Origin of the sequence: Corynebacterium pseudodiphtheriticum, assembly GCF_023509295.1 — a bacterium.
GTDB lineage: Bacteria > Actinomycetota > Actinomycetes > Mycobacteriales > Mycobacteriaceae > Corynebacterium > Corynebacterium pseudodiphtheriticum.
In genome coordinates this window covers 696,667-718,683 of sequence record NZ_CP091864.1, presented here as the reverse complement: position 1 = coordinate 718,683, position 22,017 = coordinate 696,667, and the positions used below count along the sequence as shown (strand labels likewise).

General features: G+C 53.9%; 14 protein-coding genes and 3 rRNA genes. 9 read left to right on the top strand and 8 right to left on the bottom strand.

What is annotated here, in order from left to right; translation table 11 throughout:
* Positions 1–112: 112 nt before the first annotated feature.
* Genes serC through L9H78_RS03165 form a run of 3 tightly spaced genes read left to right on the top strand, consistent with a single transcriptional unit; the run spans position 113 to position 3,712 of the window.
* Entirely contained in the window at positions 113–1,246 is a 1,134-nt protein-coding gene (serC, locus tag L9H78_RS03175) for a phosphoserine transaminase (protein ID WP_249618454.1), read from the top strand.
* A 36-nt stretch (positions 1,247–1,282) separates the two neighbouring features.
* Positions 1,283–2,698 (top strand): septation protein SepH, encoded by a 1,416-nt coding sequence (gene sepH, locus L9H78_RS03170; protein ID WP_249620468.1) that lies wholly within the window; start codon positions 1,283–1,285, stop codon positions 2,696–2,698.
* 48 nt (positions 2,699–2,746) lie between these two features.
* A complete protein-coding gene (locus tag L9H78_RS03165) occupies positions 2,747–3,712 on the top strand; it encodes a DUF6928 family protein (protein ID WP_249618452.1) in 966 nt (321 codons plus the stop codon).
* A 14-nt stretch (positions 3,713–3,726) separates the two neighbouring features.
* Here L9H78_RS03165 and L9H78_RS03160 read toward each other — a convergent pair whose 3' ends face one another.
* Both L9H78_RS03160 and L9H78_RS03155 read right to left on the bottom strand, forming a co-directional pair.
* The gene (locus L9H78_RS03160) at positions 3,727–4,662 is read right to left on the bottom strand and encodes a TrmH family RNA methyltransferase (protein ID WP_249620467.1); all 936 of its coding nucleotides are present in this window, start codon (positions 4,660–4,662) and stop codon (positions 3,727–3,729) included.
* Positions 4,663–4,710: 48 nt separating this feature from the next.
* On the bottom strand, positions 4,711–6,282 hold the full coding sequence (locus L9H78_RS03155; RefSeq protein ID WP_430622702.1) for an NCS2 family permease: 1,572 nt from the start codon (positions 6,280–6,282) through the stop codon (positions 4,711–4,713).
* A 29-nt stretch (positions 6,283–6,311) separates the two neighbouring features.
* On the opposite strand from L9H78_RS03155, the gene L9H78_RS03150 reads away from it, so the two are divergent.
* Together L9H78_RS03150 and L9H78_RS03145 are read left to right on the top strand one after the other, a co-directional pair.
* On the top strand, positions 6,312–7,286 hold the full coding sequence (locus L9H78_RS03150; RefSeq protein ID WP_249620466.1) for a glutaminyl-peptide cyclotransferase: 975 nt from the start codon (positions 6,312–6,314) through the stop codon (positions 7,284–7,286).
* 16 nt (positions 7,287–7,302) lie between these two features.
* The gene (locus L9H78_RS03145; RefSeq protein ID WP_021352190.1) at positions 7,303–7,842 is read left to right on the top strand and encodes a DUF2771 domain-containing protein; all 540 of its coding nucleotides are present in this window, start codon (positions 7,303–7,305) and stop codon (positions 7,840–7,842) included.
* 16 nt (positions 7,843–7,858) lie between these two features.
* Here L9H78_RS03145 and L9H78_RS03140 read toward each other — a convergent pair whose 3' ends face one another.
* Positions 7,859–8,242: a cold-shock protein gene (locus L9H78_RS03140; RefSeq protein ID WP_249618447.1), complete on the bottom strand. Its 384-nt coding sequence runs from the start codon at positions 8,240–8,242 to the stop codon at positions 7,859–7,861.
* A 528-nt stretch (positions 8,243–8,770) separates the two neighbouring features.
* On the opposite strand from L9H78_RS03140, the gene L9H78_RS03135 reads away from it, so the two are divergent.
* Positions 8,771–9,442: a resuscitation-promoting factor Rpf1 domain-containing protein gene (locus L9H78_RS03135; protein ID WP_249618446.1), complete on the top strand. Its 672-nt coding sequence runs from the start codon at positions 8,771–8,773 to the stop codon at positions 9,440–9,442.
* A 182-nt stretch (positions 9,443–9,624) separates the two neighbouring features.
* Here the strand turns inward: L9H78_RS03135 and L9H78_RS03130 are convergent, their stop codons facing one another.
* Positions 9,625–9,807: a hypothetical protein gene (locus L9H78_RS03130; RefSeq protein ID WP_021352193.1), complete on the bottom strand. Its 183-nt coding sequence runs from the start codon at positions 9,805–9,807 to the stop codon at positions 9,625–9,627.
* 80 nt (positions 9,808–9,887) lie between these two features.
* Between L9H78_RS03130 and L9H78_RS03125 the strand changes: the two genes are divergently transcribed.
* The 3 genes from L9H78_RS03125 to L9H78_RS03115 all read left to right on the top strand — a co-directional run bounded on the left by L9H78_RS03125 (position 9,888) and on the right by L9H78_RS03115 (position 15,387).
* Entirely contained in the window at positions 9,888–12,554 is a 2,667-nt protein-coding gene (locus L9H78_RS03125; RefSeq protein WP_249618445.1) for a helicase-associated domain-containing protein, read from the top strand.
* A 397-nt stretch (positions 12,555–12,951) separates the two neighbouring features.
* On the top strand, positions 12,952–14,622 hold the full coding sequence (locus tag L9H78_RS03120; RefSeq protein ID WP_249618795.1) for a DNA repair helicase XPB: 1,671 nt from the start codon (positions 12,952–12,954) through the stop codon (positions 14,620–14,622).
* Positions 14,623–14,736: 114 nt separating this feature from the next.
* Positions 14,737–15,387, top strand: coding sequence for a DUF3239 domain-containing protein (locus tag L9H78_RS03115; protein WP_249620724.1), 651 nt, complete (start codon positions 14,737–14,739; stop codon positions 15,385–15,387).
* A gap of 21 nt (positions 15,388–15,408) precedes the next feature.
* Here the strand turns inward: L9H78_RS03115 and L9H78_RS03110 are convergent, their stop codons facing one another.
* The 4 genes from L9H78_RS03110 to L9H78_RS03095 all read right to left on the bottom strand — a co-directional run bounded on the left by L9H78_RS03110 (position 15,409) and on the right by L9H78_RS03095 (position 21,649).
* Entirely contained in the window at positions 15,409–16,230 is an 822-nt protein-coding gene (locus L9H78_RS03110; protein ID WP_249620465.1) for a sulfite exporter TauE/SafE family protein, read from the bottom strand.
* Between the two features lie 212 nt (positions 16,231–16,442).
* Positions 16,443–16,561, bottom strand: a 5S ribosomal RNA gene (gene rrf / locus L9H78_RS03105).
* A 139-nt stretch (positions 16,562–16,700) separates the two neighbouring features.
* Positions 16,701–19,756: ribosomal RNA gene (locus L9H78_RS03100) — 23S ribosomal RNA — on the bottom strand.
* A gap of 377 nt (positions 19,757–20,133) precedes the next feature.
* Positions 20,134–21,649: ribosomal RNA gene (locus L9H78_RS03095) — 16S ribosomal RNA — on the bottom strand.
* Together the 16S, 23S and 5S rRNA genes form the textbook arrangement of a ribosomal RNA operon.
* Positions 21,650–22,017 lie beyond the last annotated feature (368 nt).

Genomic DNA, 22,017 nt, shown 5'->3' with positions numbered 1-22,017 from the left:
CCAGCCCCTACCCACGTCTGAGTTCTTCACAGCATATAGTGAATAGAGCACGCTAGATCTTGCTAGACGTGACTGAATACGCCGTCGTTATCAGGAAAGGCCATTGTTGGACATGGATTCTGCGAACCAACTCACTTTGCCCGAGCATTTAATCCCTTCTGATGGACGCTTCGGCTGTGGCCCATCCAAGGTTCAGCCACACCAGATCCAAGCTGTCGTCGACGGAGCCAACAATATTATCGGCACTTCTCACCGGCAACCGGCGGTAAAGAATGTGGTTGGGAGTATCCGCGAAGGGTTAGCCAAGCTGTTCAGCATCCCAGAAGGATACGAAGTCATCATGTCTGTTGGTGGCGCGACAGCCTTTTGGGATGCCGCAACCTACGGATTGATCAAGAAAAAGTCTGGCCACCTAAGCTTCGGGGAGTTTTCCGCGAAGTTTGCCAAGGCATCACAGCTGGCCCCCTGGCTAGATGAGCCCACCATCATCAAAGAAGAGCCCGGCCGCGCTCCCGAGCCACAAGACATGGAAGATTGCGATGTCATCGCATGGGCGCATAACGAAACCTCTACCGGCGCAATGGTGCCCGTAACCCGGCCGGAAAATAGCGATGCACTCGTCGTCGTAGACGCCACCTCTGGCGCCGGAGGTCTCGCTGTCGACATTGCGCAAACCGACGTCTACTATTTCTCACCGCAGAAGTGTTTCGCTTCCGATGGCGGGCTGTGGTGTGCCATCGTCTCCCCCGCCGCGATCGAACGCATCAAGGAAATCAAAGAATCTGGGCGCTTCATCCCCGCATTTTTGGACTTGCAGACAGCTGTCGATAATTCACGGAAAAACCAAACCTACAACACACCAGCTGTCGCCACGCTGCTCATGCTTGACGCACAGATCAAATGGATGAACGCCAACGGTGGTTTAGCTGGCATGGTGAATCGGACCCAAGAATCTTCGCGAATTCTGTATGACTGGGCAACCCAGCGAAAAGAAACCACCCCGTTCGTTGGCGAAGAAGATGACCGCTCTCTCGTCGTCGGCACGATCGATTTCGATGACTCCGTTGACGCAGCACAACTGGCAAAAAATTTGCGCAACAACGGCATCGTGGATGTGGAGCCATACCGCAAACTTGGACGAAACCAACTGCGCGTCGGCATGTTCCCGGCAATTGAGCCCGGCGACATCTCTGTCCTCACCCGCGCTATCGATTATATTCTCGATAACGGTAGCGAGAACCGGTAGGATTCTCTGCAGCTACTGCACACTAAGGAGTCAGGTATGCACCAGTTAGCATTCAAAGGCCACGACCCGCGTGCCTCTGTTTTGTACTTAAGCGACGAGTCTGGTCAGAGTTTCGAGCTTCCAGTCAGCGATGAGTTGCTACGTGCTTTAGGCGTACATAGAACACAATCGCAAGCTGCTGGTATATCTGATTCCGCTGGTTCTTCTGTAACGATTATCGACCAAACAGACCCAACCGCCTCTAACGAGCAAAATGAACGCTCGCAGGACAACGCAGCAACCGGACGCAACACGACAACCGGGCAAGGGCAAAACGACGAGCAACCAGCACCAGCAGAAAACGATACTGCCAACAACGCCGGTGCTGGTGCCGACGCTGGTGCTGCAAACCTAACCGCGGTTCCTGACACCGCAGACCAGCAAGATTCTGCCACACAAAACAGCCACGAAACCCAGCAGCATGCCAATTCGACCCCGGGCCAGGGACAATCGAAGCCGCAAGTGCCGCACGTGGTTCCCACTGGTTCTTCAGCAGGCAGTGGGATGCCCGACCGTGATCGTTCCCGCAACCAACCAATGTCGATGCGCCCGAATCAAATCCAACAGCGCATTCGTGCCGGTGCCAGTGCACAAGAACTTGCCGACGAAATGGGCGTAGACGTATCCCGCGTAGAACCTTTCGCACATCCGGTGGTTCTTGAACGCGAACGTATCGCAGAACTCGCCAAACAAGCCCACCCAGTACGCGACGGTGGCCCGGATCGTCTTAGCCTGTGGGAGGTCCTGGCCACTGCTTTCGCCGCACGCGGGCATTCGCTGGCAGACTCCCACTGGGACGCGCACCGAAGCGTAAACGGTGAGCCATGGACAATCGAAGTCACCTGGACAGCTGGGTTATCGCAGAATTCCGCGCAATGGTTGTTCCACCGCCACCCTACTTCGGCAGACACTGTCGAACCACGCAACTCTGTAGCCGCAGATTTAGTGGACCCGGACTTTATCCAACCGGTGCGTTCAGTGACTTCCTTAACGCGTACACAGCGGGTAGACGAGAATGCCCGCGATGCCTTTAACGCAGGATTCGACGGCATTATCTCCGGTGATCCTCTCGCGGACGATGAATTAGCTGCACACAAAAAACGCAAGCGCGGATCCTCACATCCACTGCAGACCGCAGATACCTCCCGCAACGCTGTGGAAAATTCGGCAGACGACGAGGACAACAAAGACACCCGCGACGACATTCCCGTCGTCACTGATACCGCCGATAAGCCCCGTGAAAATTCCAAACGCACTACCTCTGCTAAAGAAGCCAAAGAAACAGAGGACGAGGAATTCTTGCAACATCCTGAAACAGACACGCCGAAAAAACGCCGTCGCAAAGCAACAACCCCGCATTGGGAAGATGTATTGCTCGGCGTACGTGCCAACACCAAACGACCACGCCGCTAATCACGCTCAGCGTTGACTCATTAACTTTTGCATCGAAGGTGACCCCCAATGACACAGTATGAGCCCCGCCATCCAGGCACTCCGGATCCTCTTTCTGATGGTTCGCAACCGGAAGACCGCTCTGCCGTCGTCACCATTTGGTTTCTCGATACCGCGGAGCAACCTGGAAATATTCTTTCAGATTGCCCCGTTGCCGACCGCGGTTTTGGCAGAAAGTACCTCGCGCAGATGTATCCATCTGCACCGATTACGCTGCTTGGACAATTTCCGCTGAACCGTTCAGCACAAGTATCTGCCGAAGAATTTTATATCGGTGCCTACCCCGGAATCACGGTAGTGCAAACGATCATTGATGACGCATTACAGCTGTCTCAGTTATCCCCCCAGCTGCGCGCTTCCTTACCAGCTTCCGACATCTACGCGTTTGCTTTTAACAGCGAAACCGGTTTCGGTGGCATCGCACACTGGCACGACGGCGAGCTCTACCGCAGTCTCACTGCCACCCGTTACGCAACTTTCGAAAACGAAGGTCTGCCTGACGGCTTCGAAGCGCCCCTGTGGGCTGGACAGCGCAGCCCACAGTTAGGCGGCATCGCCTTGCCTTTTGCCCCAGAAGATTTACTTGCCGACGCACACAAGGCCTGGCTGGGTGTGGACTTTTCTTCCGAAGGGCCAGATATTGACGTGGTCGGATTCGCATTGGACGGTCGCCCAGAACCAAAATTTGCCCGAGGCCATCACGGAGGCGCACACTCCCTATCTGCTACAAAACCGAGCGTACGCAAAAACGAAGGATCTACCGCTGGCGCAGAAAGCTCGAGCACGCAGAACTACGATGACTACGAAGATCACGCAGCACAAAATGCGCAGTCTTCCATCACCGGCACGTTCATGGCTGGTGCGACAAGCACCGCGCGCGTCGTCGGCAAGCTAACGAAAGCTGCGGCAAAGCAAACACAGACCGGTTGGGCTAAGCTCCGGGAGCAATTGCGCCACCTCGACCGCGATTCCTGATTCAAAAACCATAGTTAACCGCGCCAGCGCTCGTAGAGACAGCAGGCTGCAGTCACCGCAACATTAAGTGAATCAGCCCCTGCAGCCATCGGAATAACCGCGCAAGCATCGGCGGCGTTCATTGCATGCGGAGTCAGTCCAGGACCTTCCGCTCCAAGCAACAGCGCTACTTTTTCACGCCTGTTACCGCTGGGTCCCACTAATGCATCACGTAATTGCACTGCCTGCGCCCCCGGACTCAATGCAGTGACATAAAACCCTTGATTACGCAGATCGGCTAAACCATGATGCCAGTTACTGAAACCGCCTGGTATGCGCATGCTGGGAACTCGCAGTGCTTGCCCCATGGATACCCGAATTACGCGACGATCCCAGAGGTCACCACAACCCGCACCAAAAACTAACGCATCTGCTCCTAATGAGGCAGCAGAGCGATAAATCGCGCCGATATTGTCTGGATCCCCAACGCCTTCTAACACCACGATGGTGCGGGCAGGCGCGAGAATCTCTTCTGCCGATTTTGTACCCAGTTCTACGCTGTCCGGTCGCAGCGCGACTGCCAGTAATCCACGGTGCAGCTCAAAGCCAACAACATCGCGTAGTAATGCTGCCGGTAATTCATAAACCGGAATGCCTAACTGCGCAATTCTGCTCCACTGCTCCGGATAATCAGTGGCAAATTTCTGTAGTTTTTCAGCACGCCCGAAAATAGCGGCGGGGGCCACCGCTGAATCAGTACCGCACATCCGAGCAATTGGGAGCGCGCCGTCGGCAAGAATTACCGACGGCCGGGATGCCGGAATATAGTCGCCAGATGAATCAAGCTCCAACCGGGCCTGGCGGTCCGGGCGCAGGCGCGGATGGTTGAGCTGGCGGATGTCAGCTAAGCGAGGATCGTCTACTTGCGCGTCGGCAAGCGTTATCACCTGCGGGACTTGGGGTTCCAACATAAACAGATGGTACCTCGCAACAGCGTCCTGCAGGGTTCGTATTGAGCGCTAGCCGACGATGGCGCGCAATGGTTCGATTGCAAAAAAGACCACGAATAGCCCGGACAGCAGCCACATGATCCAATGAGTCTTCTGCGCTTTACCTGCAAATAAGCTCATCATCGTAAAGGCAATGACACCAACACCGATGCCGTTGACAATGGAATACGTAAATGGCATCACGAGGATCGTCAAGAACGAAGGCAGCGCAATATGGAATTTGTCCCAATCAATGTCCTTCACCTGCCCCATCATCAACACACCAACGACGACGAGGACTGGCGCAGCAGCCTCCATTGGCACGATCTCATACAGCGGAGTCAAAAACATCGCGGCCAAAAACAGCAAGCCGGTGACAACATTAGCCAAGCCAGTACGCGCACCATCAGCAACACCGGCGGCAGAATCAGCATAAACCGTATTCGACGACGACGAAGTCGCGCCACCAAGCACGGCACCAAAGCCTTCAACTACCAAAGCCTTTTTCAGATTCGGCAGGTTACCTGCATCATCGACGAGTTTGCCCTGTTTGCCCAGTGCGGTCATGGTTCCCATTGCATCGAAGAAATTTGCCAACACTAGGGCGAATACCAGCAGCGTAGCCGCCAGCGCACCTACTTCCGTAAACGCTCCGACTAGATCAATAGCGCCCACCAAAGATAAATCAGGCATACCACCCAACGAATCCGGGACGGCAGGGACCGCAAGATTCCAGCCAGTGGGGTGCGACTCTCCTGCATCATCCACCGATGGCCCCGCTTCAGCGATGGCCTCAACGATCACGGCAATAACCGTGGTGGCGACGATGCCGATAAACAAGCCACCACGAATTCCGCGGACCATCATAAAGCCACAGATCAACAGACCAATGATGAAAACTAAGGTGGGCCAACTAGCGATGGACCCGTCAATGCCGAGCTGTACCGGAACGGTGGTGCCAGCAGCATCCGGAATACGGCGCACAAAACCGGCATCCACCATGCCAATCATGGTGATAAACAAACCAATGCCCACACCAATTGCCGATTTCATAGCAGCGGGAATGGCATGGAATACGGCTTCGCGGAAGCCTGTAACCGCCAAAATAACAATGATGATTCCGTCGATAACCACTAAGCCCATTGCTTGTGGCCAGGTGAGGCCTTCTCCCATCACCAGGGTGACGGCAACCAAAGTGTTGATGCCTAGCCCCGCGGCGAACCCGAACGGATACTTCGCAATGATGCCGAACAGGATCGTCATCACACCCGCGGCCAATGCGGTAACTGCAGCTACCTGTGGAATGCCCAGGACATTGCCCTCCACATCTTCGGTAGTCCCCAAAATCAGTGGATTCAAAATGATGATGTAGGCCATCGCGAAGAAGGTCACGACCCCGGCGCGAATTTCGCCTGGGACCGTGGAGCCGCGTTCGCTGATGTGGAAATAGCGATCCAGGAACCCACGCTCAGTCTGCGTATTAGCTGTGTTAGCTGTGGATTGCCCGATCGCGTTGTGCTGGTTTTTACCTGCTGCAGTATCTGCGTTCTGACCTGTAGCAGAGTGCGCTGGTTGTGAAGGCGGTCTTGTCATGTCCCCCATTATGAACCACATACGGCACAATAAACGACATGGGTCCCCTTACGATATTTACAGCTGACGCCCAGCGTGGTCAGCACCAGAAAATGTTTTCACGGCACCGACGCTCCGCGGTGGCACTAAGCATTACTGCAATCATGTTGGCAGCAAGCTGCAGTAGCTCCGATGACAGCTCTGGAAACCAAGCCGAGAAAACCTCTGAGGAGGGATCCCCCGCGGTGACGACTGCAAACCAGCCGTCCCAGGAGTCGATTATCCAAGATTCGCTAGCTGCTAGCTCGATAGAGCGTTTGGTCCCCCAAGTCTTTGCCGTCTATCCATTTTCCACCGAGTCCTTTACGCAAGGTTTAGAATTCGACGACGATGGTTCCTTATTAGTAGGCACCGGACAATGGGGGCAATCGCGTATTTATCGTGCCGACTTAGCGTCACATGAAATCACCGAACAAGCTGAGCTTGCCGACGAATTTTTCGGCGAGGGTATAACTACTACTCACAGTGGAAATTCTATTTGGCAGTTAACCTGGCAGGCTGGTGAGGCAATTCAGCGCGATCCACAAACTTTGCAAGAAATTGGGCGCGCCCAATATGACGGCGAGGGGTGGGGCATCTGTGCCCGCGAAGGAGAGCTACTGGTTTCCGATGGCTCGGATACCATCACCAAGCGGGATCCGGAAACTTTTGCACCGCTGATCGGAAGAGAGTTACGTGTAACTGCCGGTGGTGTTCCCGTCGGCAAGATTAATGAGTTGGAATGCGTAGGTGATTCCGTCTACGCGAATATATTTTTGTCTGATGAGATTATTCGGTTTTCGGCGGATACAGGCGAAGTTGATGCGGTAATTGATGCTTCCGAGCTAGACAACAATGCAGCCCCAGACCCTAATCACGTACTCAACGGAATTGCTTTCCACGATAAGAGTGGCCATTTCTTTCTGACTGGTAAGCGGTGGCCGGATTTATATGAGGTTGAGTTTGTGCCCGTTGCACAAAACCCACACCAGTGAAAAGTAAACTTGGGGCATGGCTACCCGTAAAGAAGCGAAGCGAAAATCGCTGATCCAGGTGTTGGTACTCATCGTCGCGGTCGTGGTGGTCGCGGTTGCTGCGTTAGTTTTCCAAAATTGGTGGAAAAACCGACCGAGCGCAGATCCGCATGAGATCACACTCCATGCCAGCGTCGGTGATCGTGAGGCTGAAATTAGCCCGTACCTGGTCTGCGAATTGGGTGAAGAATGCCCAGAGGGGCAGGTCGACGAGCTGCTTGTCGACGCAAATGAAACCCTGCATATCGACATTCCGGAGGAAGTTTATAGCTCGGACTGGCGGGTGCTGCGCATCTACGATGATCCCACCGCCAACGATCAAATTTTTCACGGTGCCTATGACACCGATTCCGTAGAAATTCCCGGCACGTCCGAAGACGCCCGCCTACTCGTCGTGGAAATTTCTACGGTTCTAGTTGGCACCGATGATGCGGGCGAAGAGACCCCATATTCGGTTGTCTGGTCAATCTCCACACTGGATGAAGAAGCAGCACAAAAACCAGCACCGGAGCAGTAGGCTGTGGGGGGGGCTGTTAAGCGTCCAGATCCTTTGCAATAGCACGCAGGATCTCCGAAACCTGACGCCCAGTCTTACGGTCGGGGTAGCGGCCATCTTCCAAAGCCGGCTGCACCTGGCTTTCCAGCACCGTCATGACATCAGAAACCAGCGAGTGTAGTTCTTCCGGTTTACGAGCGATACCAGCTTTGCGCCGTGGATTGTCGAGTACTTTTACGCGGAGCGCTTGTGGCCCCCTCCGGCCGGCTGCGAAGTCGAATTCAATGCGCTGCCCTGGCAGAAGTTCATCGACGCCATCAGGAAGAACGTTCTTGCCGACGAAAACATCGTCTTCACCTGGGTTAGAAGCAAACCCGAACCCCTTTTTTGCGTCGTACCATTTCACTTTTCCGATCGGCACGATCGTCACCACCTTCACAGTTGTTGTGTTGTTTACCGTTGTTGCGCGTTCACGCCGCCTGCATGTTCAGGTTCTAAAATTTCTCCATGCGCCAGCTAGTGAGCGTAAAGGCTCCATTATATCCGGCATGCTTTTAGCCCACCAACCTTTTACCAAGGTGATCTTGCCCGCAGGTTACAAGTCTGTCGATACCGACAAGCCGTCAATGACACCCCTCAGAGACACCCAACCAGCAAGAGAATGTGGGTTACTTCACATGTATTCATTACCTGCAGCTTTCAGGCAATTCAATTAACTTTCACCACATGTTTCACGATCTCGTGTCCATATTTGCGCCAAAGCGTGACACATTCGTTATAAATCGCTAGGCTTTCTAAACAGGCACACGGTCATCATCGCGCACCTGCCACAAACAAGACCGCACTATAAACCCGAACAGGGCGCGACCCGACCGATACGATCAGTGGAACACGATCAGTGCAACAATCGTTACACCCGGGTTTAGTATGCGGCACAAGGAGAAATCCAATGGGACGCCACAGCAACGTAAAGAACAAGCGCATAACCAAACTTGCAGCAGCCACCGCCGCAGTTGGCGCTTCCGCTGCACTGTTCAGCCCAGCTGCCGACGCTGCCCCAATCTCAGACTGGGATCGTTTGGCCGAGTGTGAGGCCAACGGCAACTGGTCCATCAACACAGGAAACGGTTTCTCCGGTGGCCTGCAGTTCACCAATTCCACCTGGCACGCCTTCGGCGGTGGACAGTTCGCCCCGGCTGCGCACCAGGCCACAAAATCCCAGCAAATCTGGGTCGCAGAGCGCACCTTGGCTGGCCAAGGCTGGGGAGCATGGCCAGCGTGCTCAGCCAAGCTCGGTCTGAACTCTGCTCCTAACTTGGACCGCGCACCAAACGGTGCTGCGGCAGCTCCTGCACCGGCACCAGCTCAGCCGGCACAGTATGCTGGCCAGCGCACAGCCGCCGCCCCAACCGGGGGCAATGAATTCCAAGCTATCGATGACCTCTACCAGCGCATCGAAGCTGCTTTAGCCAACTACGGCTTGGCTATTCCTGCACCAATTGCAGACGCTTACCAGCACGCATTAGCACAGGCTAAAGGCGCTATCGCTGGCGTCCCGAGCCTGGAGTCGTTCTACCAAGCTAACGCCGGCGCCATCGATTCCATCCTGAACCTGCGCTAGCCCCCCCCCCAAAAAAACGCGAAAAATTGGCCACAGCCGCCATTCGACTGCTTGGCCAACGCCATAACGACAGCGATAGATAAAGACCGTCAGTCCTAGCGAAGTTAGGACTGACGGTCTTTGCCATCTATAAACTGGCACAGCCGCGAGCACATAATGTAGGCGCGAACCGTGCTGACTAATTATTTGTTAATACGCGTATACGGGTGCACGTAGTTCAACTTTTCGGCAGGAATCGGCAGCACCAGATCATCGCCGAATGGGCTGGAAGCGCCGGTCAATTTCGAATGTAACTCAGTGACCGGGTGATCACCGTCTTCCAGGTGAGTCGGCCATGCGGGGTTGATTTTTTCTACGTTTGCCATAACCCTTATTGTGCCAAAAATTCCCGCAAAAAGTAAGCGGAACCCCCGCGGCACTTAGCGGAGTAAAATCTAGCAGTACTATGGCTGATCACCCAATCACTCACTCGCCTGCGGCACTTATCGAACAATGGCTACGCAACCGGTCAAAATCCCAGCTCACCAAAGTTTTACAGGCCCGCTCCGATATCGCGATACCGCAGCCAAACGATCTGCACACACTAGCCCACAGGCTGCTACTCCCGGCATCGTTAGCGCGAGCACTCGAACAGTGTAACTCCATTGAGCTAGCGATAATCGAAGCTCTCCTAGCAGCCGGGGCACATACGAAACCGGTCTCGCACACAAAGTTAGTCGCGGAGCTAGCAGACTCCCAGCTACGCCATGCCCACCAGAAACAACTATCGCTTGCCGACGCTTCTGCTCCCGATACACGCAGCAGCTCTGGCGTCGACAAGCCCGCCCTGAACAGCGAAGACACAGGTCCCGACCTACTCTCCCAAGTGCTTCTGCACTTGCACGACCGCGCGCTGGTATTTCCCTATCCAGTAACAAAGAACAGCTCTGCCGCAGATACAGATGGCACAACGCAGCAACTATGGGTTCCCACACGCATAAACACGCTGTTAAACCAGCGTGATCGTTTATTGCACCAACCATCGTTGCCCAGCGACGTCGTCGACAAGCTACCTGCGAAACATCAAGAAATCCTGCGTCGCATCCACGCTGGTGGCGGTCTCGGTACCACAAAGCACGCGCAAAGCACCGATCCGGAACACCCAATCACGCAAATGATCAGTGCCGGAGTACTCCGCGTGGTCGCCGACTCGACCGTCGCACTACCACTCACGGTGAATCGGATCCTCAGCGGTTTGCCAGCCACCGATGTGCAGCTGTTGCCTTCCTCACGAATCTCTTCCCGCTTATGGGATGACGACGCTGCTTGTCTTGCGCATTATCTTTCCGCACCCAACCCAGATTTCTCCGAGTCCGCGCAAGACAGCACAGATTCCAACGCCACCGCCGCCGGATTAGAAGCTTGCCGGGCAGTCTCCAACTTGCTTGAGTACCTAGGCACAAGCCCAGTACCCACGCTGAAAAACGGTGGTCTTGGGCAACGCAGCAGCAAACTGCTTGCGCAGCAGCTAGGCTTCACGACCGCCAATGTCTATCGTGCAGTCGCGCTCGCCTACAGCGCCGGGTTGCTCGGCACGGGAGAACCGAAACCATTGCCTGCCGCAGGTGAAGGCAACTACTTAGCCCCCACCCGCCGCGCCGATGACTGGCAGGAATCTGATTTAGCAACCAGATGGGCAATGTTGTTACGCGGATGGATCAACTCACCTTGGGCATGGTGGATTTTATTACCGGATACCAGCAGCACAACCGCGCAATCATCCCGTGCAGACGGGCATCATAGGCTGTTGCACCCGGAATTTAGTCAACATCGTCTAGCTTTTTCTCGTCGACTTGTTTTACAAGGCCTTGCACGCAGCAGTGCCCAGGGATCCGTGAGCGAACCGGAACTGTGGCAGGATCTACTATTCCTCTACCCCAAGCTGATTACCCCACACTCCCAAGTGCACCTCACCCCGTTGCTACGGGAAGCGGAATGGGTCGGTGCCATCAGTAAGGGCCGCCTGAGTCGCCCCGCGGTGGCTCTGCTTGCCGACGACTGCACCGAGAACAGCGCCCCCTCAGCTGCACAGCTAGACCCCCAGGACCAGAAAACTTCCGGGACGGAAGATCCCGACGATGCGGTAGTGGTTGCAACCCGCGAGCTCTGCCCGACGGCGATAAGTGAATTCATCGTACAAGCTGATTTCACGATCATGTGTCCCGGGCCGCTCGAGAATGCGGTGCGCACTGAACTGGAACTGATCGCAGATCTGGAATCGCCAGGTTTAGCCAGTCTGTATCGAATAGCAGAAGCATCCATACGCCGCGGACTGGATGCGGGGCGCTCTGGCGAACAAGTAATTAATTTTTTGCAGGCCCACAGCTTGACTTCAGTGCCAGATTCCATAATCTCGGTGATCCATGAACTTGCCCGCCATCATGGTGGCTTACGCACTGGTCCCGCAGTGTCTTACCTACGCTGTGAAGATCCGGAAACGCTAGACCTGCTAGAGCATTCCGCGGTTGCTGCAGAAATTGCCGTCCATCGCATTGCTCCTACCGTGCTGATTTCACAAAAGCCAGTGGCATCGGTCGTGCAGCTGCTATCAGAGCACAGTTTTTACGCGGTAGCAGAGGACAGCAACGGACATGGAGTCGACATACGGAACAGCCCCGCTCGGGTCCCACAGCCACGCATTAAGGCGGCGTCGGCTCCACGCGCGGATGCTACACGGATTGCTAGTCTCGTCGACAAGCTGTGGACAGGAGACGGTGGTGCTTCTGCAAATTCTTCCGCCGACGAAACCACGTCCGCTTCTTCGAAGACCCTCCAAGGATCAACGGAATCAACCACTTCACCCACGTCACCCACAGAAGCGCCGGTGGCACCAACACCGATGAGCCCGATGCCTGCCACTTCGACCGCTGAAATCAGCAACACGGTGGAGTTTGCTCAACGCAGCGGCCGAACTGTCACGGTTGGCTACGCCAATAAATCCGGCCAGCGTCAACAAGTCCGAGCCACTGTATTGTCAATTTTTGGCGGCAACGTCGATATCAGCGTCGCCGAGGACGGGGCCGTGCGACGGATCCCGTTACACCGGATCGTCGATATCGCTAACTCAGACTAGTTGGTTCCGGAATAACTGCCCACGGACTAAGCACCAGAACAGCACTGCTAAAGTCACCGAGCTCGCGCCCGAAGAACAGGAAAAATTAAGCCACCAAGATAGAGATTTTGTCATATCCGCACTCGGCGCATCCTTGTGCTGGATCGGCAAACCCTACATGGTGGCAGCGTTGGCACTCGACAACCGCATCGAACACTCCTGGCATTGTTTTCCTCCCTCAGACTATGCACTGTTACTCGCATCGAACTTTTACTACGGTTTGGTTGCACATTAACCCGTGCGTAACGGTGATGCTAGTTGCCGGTCTATTAGAAACCATCTGAGCCGCCGCAGCCCAGCACTTCTCGCAGGCTAGTACCATAGAAAAGACTGTATGTTCGAGAAAGGAGCAACATTCGTGTCTTTTGGCGATGGCCCGTTGATCGTGCAATCAGATAAAACCTGTTTGCTTGAAATTTCCCACCCGCAAGCAGATGCCGCACGGGCTGCGCTCTCGCCTTTTGCGGAGTTAGAAAAAGCTCCCGAACATGTACACACCTACCGAATTACCCCCTTGGCTTTGTGGAATGCGCGTGCCGCAGGCTTTGATGCTGAGCAGGTAGTCGATGTGCTGGAAACTTACTCGAAATTTCCGGTTCCGCAATCATTGCTGGTAGATACCGCTGAAACGATGTCTCGCTATGGTCGCTTACGGTTACAGAATCACCCCACCCAGGGGCTCATTCTAGAAACCACCGAGCGAACCGTACTCGAAGAGGTCTCCCGGCACCGCACCATTGCCGAAATGCTCGGAGCGCGCATTGATGATGACACGTTTTCAGTCCCGCCTTCAGAGCGTGGACGGCTCAAACAAGAATTACTGAAAGTCGGCTGGCCCGTCGAGGATCTTGCGGGTTACGTCGACGGCGAAGCACACCCGATTTCTTTATCCACAGAAAACGTCGACTGGCAACTGCGTGATTACCAGCGTTACGCCACCGAATCATTCTGGGAAGGCGGATCAGGCATAGTGGTATTGCCGTGTGGCGCAGGGAAAACGATGGTGGGCGCGGCAACAATGGCGAAAGCCCAGGCGACGACTTTAATTCTAGTAACCAGCACGATCGCTGGGCGCCAGTGGCGCGATGAGCTTATCCGGCGTACCAGTCTGCAGCCCGCGGAAATCGGCGAGTATTCAGGCGAAAAGAAGGAAATCAAGCCGGTTACTATCGCCACGTATCAGGTGGTTACCCGCAAGACGAAGGGCGAATATCGTGCACTAGAGCTATTTGATTCGCGGGATTGGGGATTAATCATCTATGACGAAGTACATCTGCTACCAGCACCGGTATTCCGAATGGCTGCGGACCTACAATCAAGGCGGCGTTTAGGACTAACAGCAACCTTAATCCGGGAGGACGGCCGCGAAGGCGATGTCTTCTCATTAATCGGCCCCAAGCGGTATGACGCCCCGTGGAAGGAATTAGAATCCCAGGGTTTTATTGCGACCGCAGAGTGTATCGAAGTCCGCGCGGATATGCCGAGTAGCGAAAAAATGGAGTATGCGACTGCCTCGTCGAAAGACCGCTACCGCCTGGCAGCTTGCTCGCAAGTAAAATTCGAGGTCGTCGACAAGATCCTCAACAAACATTCCGGCAAGCAGACTTTATTAATTGGTGCATACCTTGATCAATTACAAGCCTTCGCTCGACGCACCGGAGCCCCACTCATTGATGGGAGAACGTCTGCGGCCAAGCGAGAAAAACTATTTGCGCAATTCCGTACGGGTGAAATCACAACCCTGGTGGTATCAAAGGTAGCGAATTTTTCAATCGATCTGCCGGACACCGCCGTCGTTGTCCAGGTGTCGGGTACGTTTGGTTCCCGGCAAGAGGAAGCCCAACGGCTAGGCAGGTTGTTGCGGCCGAAATCTACCGGCGAAATTGCCTATTTTTACACGGTGGTCACCCGAGATACTGTCGATGCAACTTTCGCGCTGCACCGGCAGCGATTCTTAGCTGAACAGGGCTATGCCTACAGATTAGTCGACGCAAACGACATTCCAAGCTTAAAGATGCTCGAAGAATAAGGCAGTTTCTAGCCCAACTGCAGCTATAAATTTATTTACCCCTCCGCAAACCTGCGGCACCAGCCAGTCCATCCCTCCCCCGAAGACGATTATTTTAAGGAGTAAGCCATGAAAATGAAGGTATTCAAATTCGACGTCGACGAGGCTTTCGCGAAACAACATAACGAAATGTTGCGGGATTCGCGGCGACTATTGGTATCCGGGCTGTTGCTCGGCGGAATACTGCTTACCGCGGGAATCCTCGTAGCACTATTGGTGCAACCTGTATGGAGTATTACTGTGGGGCTCGGTTTAGGGTTATTCGGCATAATGATGGCGATAGTCGGCATCGCGGGCTCAAAAAAGGTAGGCACAGCACAGCAGCTGTATGACCGTTACCCATTAGCACCGGCCGTAATCGCAAAAGTCAATGAGAGAGACATGGTGATCATGGCGCTGGTGAATTCAGCCACCGATCCGAATGCGGAACCACGCCCCGCGCTGGCGCTACGGACGGTCTCCAATATTCCCGGTCTTGAGCACAAAAAGAAGGGCGCGCAGATTCCGGTCGCGGCAGTCACGGGGCGTTTACAACGTAATTCTTCAGGTCCGGATACTTGGGCACAGATTAGCCCGATTCCTATTGCTTGGGGCACACCGGACGCGGAGGTGGTACGTGTCGCGAGAACCTCGATCCCCCATGAGCAATGGGCAAAACTACAAAAAAATATCGAGAGGCTAGAAGACGTGCAGAAAACCCGGATGGATTTATTGCACCTGGATTAAGCGGCCGCAACGGTCGAGAACCTAAATAAACTGACGTACCAACGCGACAACGGCGACAAACACAATAACGGCTTTGAGAACGCGATTAGAAACTTTTTTAGCGATCCGTGCCCCGAGTACCCCACCGGCTAAGCCACCAATCGCCAAAATCAATACACCAAACCAAAGAACGTCAGCACCGAAAAACACAAAAGCTCCGAAATAAACTACGGCCACAGTGACATTGACGATCATCGATAGCAGATTCTTCGCTGGATTTACGTCTTTAAAGGAGCGTCCGGTGCCAACACCTAAGATCGCCATGTAGATGATACCTTGCGCCGCTGTGAAGAAACCTCCATACATCGCTGCTAAACCCATGGGGGCTATTAAGGCGGGTTTGCGGTACTGCGTACCTACGGGTTCGTAGAGTGGCGGAATGTGGGTGTTTTGGGGACTGCTATGGCTAGATCTGCTTTTCCACTGGGAAAGACCCCGTACGATGTACGGTTGGAATATCACTAGGATTAACGCGAAGATAATCAGAATTGGGATCACAAAGTCAAGGGTTCGCGCAGAAGCACCTAAAAGCAGCAACGAGCCAATGGCAGAAAAGACCACGGTCGCGATGATCATCGGTACTAGGTGCGGGAGTTCACGCGCTATCTCACGGCGAAATCCGTATACCGTCCCGAAGGATGCAAACATCATTCCAATAGTGTTGGTGCGAACTGCTACTCCAGGTGGGATTCCTAGCGCGAGCAATACGGGGAGGGTAAGGAGCGAACCGGATCCAACAGCAGAGTTAATGATGCCTGCGAGTACCCCCATGACAAGCAGAAGAATTCCAGATAGTGGATCCACGGTAACTCCTAGTTGTGAGCGCTGTTATAGTCTGTGGTTTGTTTGAGAATACCTGATACAGACTCAAGGGACATACAGCAACTCAGCTAGCACACCGCGAAATATAAGTTCAACAAATTGGGTGTAGATATGTTTGTGGCCCGTGAACCACGGCACACCACCACAGTGCACCCAACCACGGGCCAAACAAACCAAAACATGAAATTATATAGTGTCGGCAGCAACCTACTCTCCCACACCCTCCCGAGTGCAGTACCATCAGCGCGACGCAGGCTTAGCTTCCGGGTTCGGAATGGGACCGGGCGTTTCCCTGCCGCTATCAACCACCGACACAACCAACCAGACAACACACAAACAAAAATGTGCCCGTCAACCACACAACACGGCGTGGTGTGTCAAACACTGCATAGTGGACGCAAAACACAACAAAAATCAATCTCTCATGAAAAACACCAGCCAACAAAACCGATGTGTTGTAGTAGTTCGGTGAATTAGTACCAGTCACCTCCACGCCTTACAACGCTTCCAGATCTGGCCTATCAACCCCATAGTCTCTAGGGCACCTAATAACGAAACCTCATCTCAAAACAGGCTTCCCGCTTAGATGCTTTCAGCGGTTATCCCTTCTACACGTAGCCAACCAGCCATGCCACGGGCGTGACAACTGGCACACTAGAGGTGTATCCATCCCGGTCCTCTCGTACTAGGGACAGCCTTTTTCAAGTTTCTACGCGCGCGGCGGATAGAGACCGAACTGTCTCACGACGTTCTGAACCCAGCTCGCGTGCCGCTTTAATGGGCGAACAGCCCAACCCTTGGGACCTACTCCAGCCCCAGGATGCGACGAGCCGACATCGAGGTGCCAAACCATCCCGTCGATATGGACTCTTGGGGAAGATCAGCCTGTTATCCCCGGGGTACCTTTTATCCGTTGAGCGACACCACATCCACAAGTAGGTGCCGGATCACTAGTCCCGACTTTCGTCCCTGCTCGAGCAGTAACTCTCACAGTCAAGCTTCCTTGTGCACTTACACTCAAAACCTGATTGCCAACCAGGCTGAGGAAACCTTTGGGCGCCTCCGTTACTCTTTAGGAGGCAACCGCCCCAGTTAAACTACCCACCAGGCACTGTCCCCAACCCAGATCATGGGCCAAGGTTCAGGTATCCGATCAAGCCAGAGTGGTATTTCAACAACGACTCCACACACACTAGCGTGCACGTTTCACAGTCTCCCACCTATCCTACACAAGCCAAACCGAACACCAATACCAAGCTATAGTGAAGGTCCCGGGGTCTTTTCGTCCTGCCGCGCGTAACGAGCATCTTTACTCGTACTGCAATTTCACCGGGCCTGTGGTTGAGACAGCAGGGGTCTCGTTACGCCATTCGTGCAGGTCGGAACTTACCCGACAAGGAATTTCGCTACCTTAGGATGGTTATAGTTACCACCGCCGTTTACTGGGGCTTAAATTCTCCGCTTCGACCCACAAAGGAGTCTAACAGGTCCTCTTAACCTTCCAGCACCGGGCAGGCGTCAGTCCATATACATCAACTTAACGTTTTCGCATGGACCTGTGTTTTTGATAAACAGTCGGACCCCTCTATTCTCTGCGGCCCCACCAAGCAAAACCCGGTGGGGCTCCCCTTCTCCCGAAGTTACGGGGACATTTTGCCGAGTTCCTTAACCACAGTTCACCCGAACGCCTTAGTATTCTCAACCTGACTACCTGTGTCGGTTTAGGGTACGGGCCGAATATGCACTCGCTAGAGGCTTTTCTCGACAGCATAAGCACACCACATTCACCCAAAAAAGGGCTACGCATCACGCCTCAGCAAAAAGTGCCCGGATTTACCTAGACACCAACCTCAACGCTTACACCAACAATCCAATAAGCGGCGTGGCTGCCCCACTGCGTCACCCCATCACTTGGACCACAGATCAGGCCCCACAAACTCAACCCATCAACACACTCAAAAGAGCAAAATCAATGAGTCTCACACGTGGTTAGTATCACTGCTTCACCATTGACGCACACACTCGGGTACCAGAATATCAACTGGTTATCCATCGACTACGCCTGTCGGCCTCGCCTTAGGTCCCGACTCACCCTGGGAAGACGAACTTGACCCAGGAACCCTTAGTCATCCGGCGGTAAGGATTCTCACCTTACAATTCGTTACTCATGCCTGCATTCTCACTCGCACACAATCCACACGTGTTCACACTCATGCTTCACCTCATGCACGACGCTCCCCTACCCAACAAAAAAGTTGCCGCGGCTTCGGCGGTGTACTTGAGCCCCACTACATTGTCGGCGCAGAACCACTCGACCAGTGAGCTATTACGCACTCTTTCAAGGATGGCTGCTTCTAAGCCAACCTCCTGGCTGTCATCGCGATCCCACATCCTTTTCCACTTAGTACACCCTTAGGGGCCTTAGCCGGCGATCTGGGCTGTTTCCCTCTCGACTATGAAGCTTATCCCCCACAGTCTCACTGCCGTAGAACACTTCAATGGCATTCGGAGTTTGTCTGATGTTGCTAAGATGATAGTCCCGCTCAACCAAACAGTAGCTCTACCTCCACCAAGCTAACCTACGACGCTGCACCTAAATGCATTTCGGGGAGAACCAGCTATCACGGAGTTTGATTGGCCTTTCACCCCTACCCACAGCTCATCCCCGCAGTTTTCAACCTACGTGGGTTCGCGCCTCCACAACCTCTTACAGCTGCTTCACACTGGCCATGGGTAGATCACCCCGCTTCGGGTCCAGGACATGCCACTACAACACCCTCATTAGGATTCGCTTTCGCTACGACTACCCCACACGGGTTAACCTCGCGACATGCCGCTGACTCGCAGGCTCATTCTTCAAAAGGCACGCCATCACACAACAAAAGGTGCTCTGACGGATTGTAAGCACATGGTTTCAGGAACTATTTCACTCCCCTCCCGGGGTACTTTTCACCATTCCCTCACGGTACTATCCGCTATCGGTCACACTAAGTATTTAGGCTTACCGGGTGGTCCCGGCAGATTCACGGCAGATTCCACGAGCCCGCCGCTACTCGGGAAACAACAACCAACACGCACATGCCTTCAACTACAGGACTCTCACCTACTCCGGTGGGCCATTCCAAACCACTTCACCTAACACGCACGCACCAGCACAGCCATGGTAGTGACTGAACAATTGCTCCCAACAACCCCACACATGCAACCCCTACCAGGTATCACACACATGCAGTTTAGCCAACATTCGCGTTCGCTCGCCGCTACTAACGAAATCACTATTGTTTCCTTCTCCTACGGGTACTGAGATGTTTCACTTCCCCGCGTAACCCCCATACTGACTATAAATTCACCAGCAGGTGACTGCGAACAACCACAGCCGGGTTTCCCCATTCGGACATCCTCGGATCAACGCTCGATTGACAACTCCCCGAGGCATAACGCAGCCTTCCACGTCCTTCATCGGCTTAGCATGCCAAGGCATCCACCATGTGCCCTTACAACACACAACAAAATAAACACAAAAGAAAAAAATTACAGCACACACAACACAACAAAAGCTGCATCATGCGCACAGATGCTCGCGTCCACTATACAGTTCTCACACACCACACCAACCACAACCACAAGCAAACACAAACGTTCACCCACAGCCATGATGGTCAACGAACAACACACAAGTGCTGCCCGAGACACCCAACAACGTGCCAACACACAAAAAAATGATACCCACTCAACCAAGTGAAAACAGAATGCAAACCCACAAACAAAAAGTAAAAACGCTGCAACCCACACACCCACATACAGGTGCATGAACAACAATCACAGCAAAAAACACTGACCACCCACAACTGTGGCAACAATCAGTGCACAATAAAAACTCCTTAGAAAGGAGGTGATCCAGCCGCACCTTCCGGTACGGCTACCTTGTTACGACTTCGTCCCAATCGCCGATCCCACCTTCGACGGCTCCCTAAACGAGTTTGAGCCACCGGCTTCGGGTGTTACCAACTTTCATGACGTGACGGGCGGTGTGTACAAGGCCCGGGAACGTATTCACCGCAGCATTGCTGATCTGCGATTACTAGCGACTCCGACTTCATGGGGTCGAGTTGCAGACCCCAATCCGAACTAAGACCAGCTTTAAGCGATTAGCTCACCCTCACAGGCTCGCTGCGCATTGTACCGGCCATTGTAGCATGTGTGAAGCCCTGGACATAAGGGGCATGATGACTTGACGTCGTCCCCACCTTCCTCCGAGTTAACCCCGGCAGTCTCTCATGAGTCCCCACCATAACGTGCTGGCAACATAAGACAAGGGTTGCGCTCGTTGCGGGACTTAACCCAACATCTCACGACACGAGCTGACGACAGCCATGCACCACCTGTACACCAGCCACAAGGGAAACTACATCTCTGCAGCGATCCGGTGTATGTCAAGCCCAGGTAAGGTTCTTCGCGTTGCATCGAATTAATCCACATGCTCCGCCGCTTGTGCGGGCCCCCGTCAATTCCTTTGAGTTTTAGCCTTGCGGCCGTACTCCCCAGGCGGGGCGCTTAATGCGTTAGCTACGGCACAGAAACCCCAAAAGGCCCCTACACCTAGCGCCCACCGTTTACGGCATGGACTACCAGGGTATCTAATCCTGTTTGCTACCCATGCTTTCGCTCCTCAGCGTCAGTAACTGCCCAGTAACCTGCCTTCGCCATCGGTGTTCCTCCTGATATCTGCGCATTTCACCGCTACACCAGGAATTCCAGTTACCCCTACAGTACTCAAGTCAGCCCGTATCGCCTGCACGCCCACAGTTAAGCTGTGGAATTTCACAGACGACGTGACAAACCACCTACGAGCTCTTTACGCCCAGTAATTCCGGACAACGCTTGCACCCTACGTATTACCGCGGCTGCTGGCACGTAGTTAGCCGGTGCTTCTTCTCCAGGTACCGTCACAAAACGCTTCGTCCCTGGCGAAAGGAGTTTACAACCCGAAGGCCGTCATCCCCCACGCGGCGTCGCTGCATCAGGCTTGCGCCCATTGTGCAATATTCCCCACTGCTGCCTCCCGTAGGAGTCTGGGCCGTATCTCAGTCCCAATGTGGCCGACCAACCTCTCAGTCCGGCTACCCGTCGCCGCCTTGGTAGGCCATTACCCCACCAACAAGCTGATAGGCCGCGGGCTCATCCTACACCGAAAAAACTTTCCACCACACACACTAAAGTGCGGTCCTATCCGGTATTAGACCCAGTTTCCCAGGCTTATCCCAGAGTGCAGGGCAGATCACCCACGTGTTACTCACCCGTTCGCCACTCGAGTACCTCCGAAAAGGCCTTTCCGTTCGACTTGCATGTGTTAAGCACGCCGCCAGCGTTCGTCCTGAGCCAGGATCAAACTCTCCATAAAAAATCAGAAAAAGAGTCTGATAACCTAGTCAAAAAACTACAAAAGAAAAATCAAAGAGCAACACTTACTCAAAACGATTAATCAAATGCAGAAACAAAAAGGATCCACATCCCACTAATCAAGTAAGTATCAAAAATAATAAGTACATTGACACGCTATTGAGTTCTCACACAACACCACCACCCCACTACTCAAGCACCCTTATCAACGAGCACCCTTTTCGTAAAGCAGCCAGACCGACTTTACACACTCAATCACTTGAACACAAACCAGAACACTGTGTCGTTCATCACAACACCGCGAACCAGACTGCCACACAAGCAACCAGCACAACTCACCAACAACAACCACCAACCACACAGTCAGCA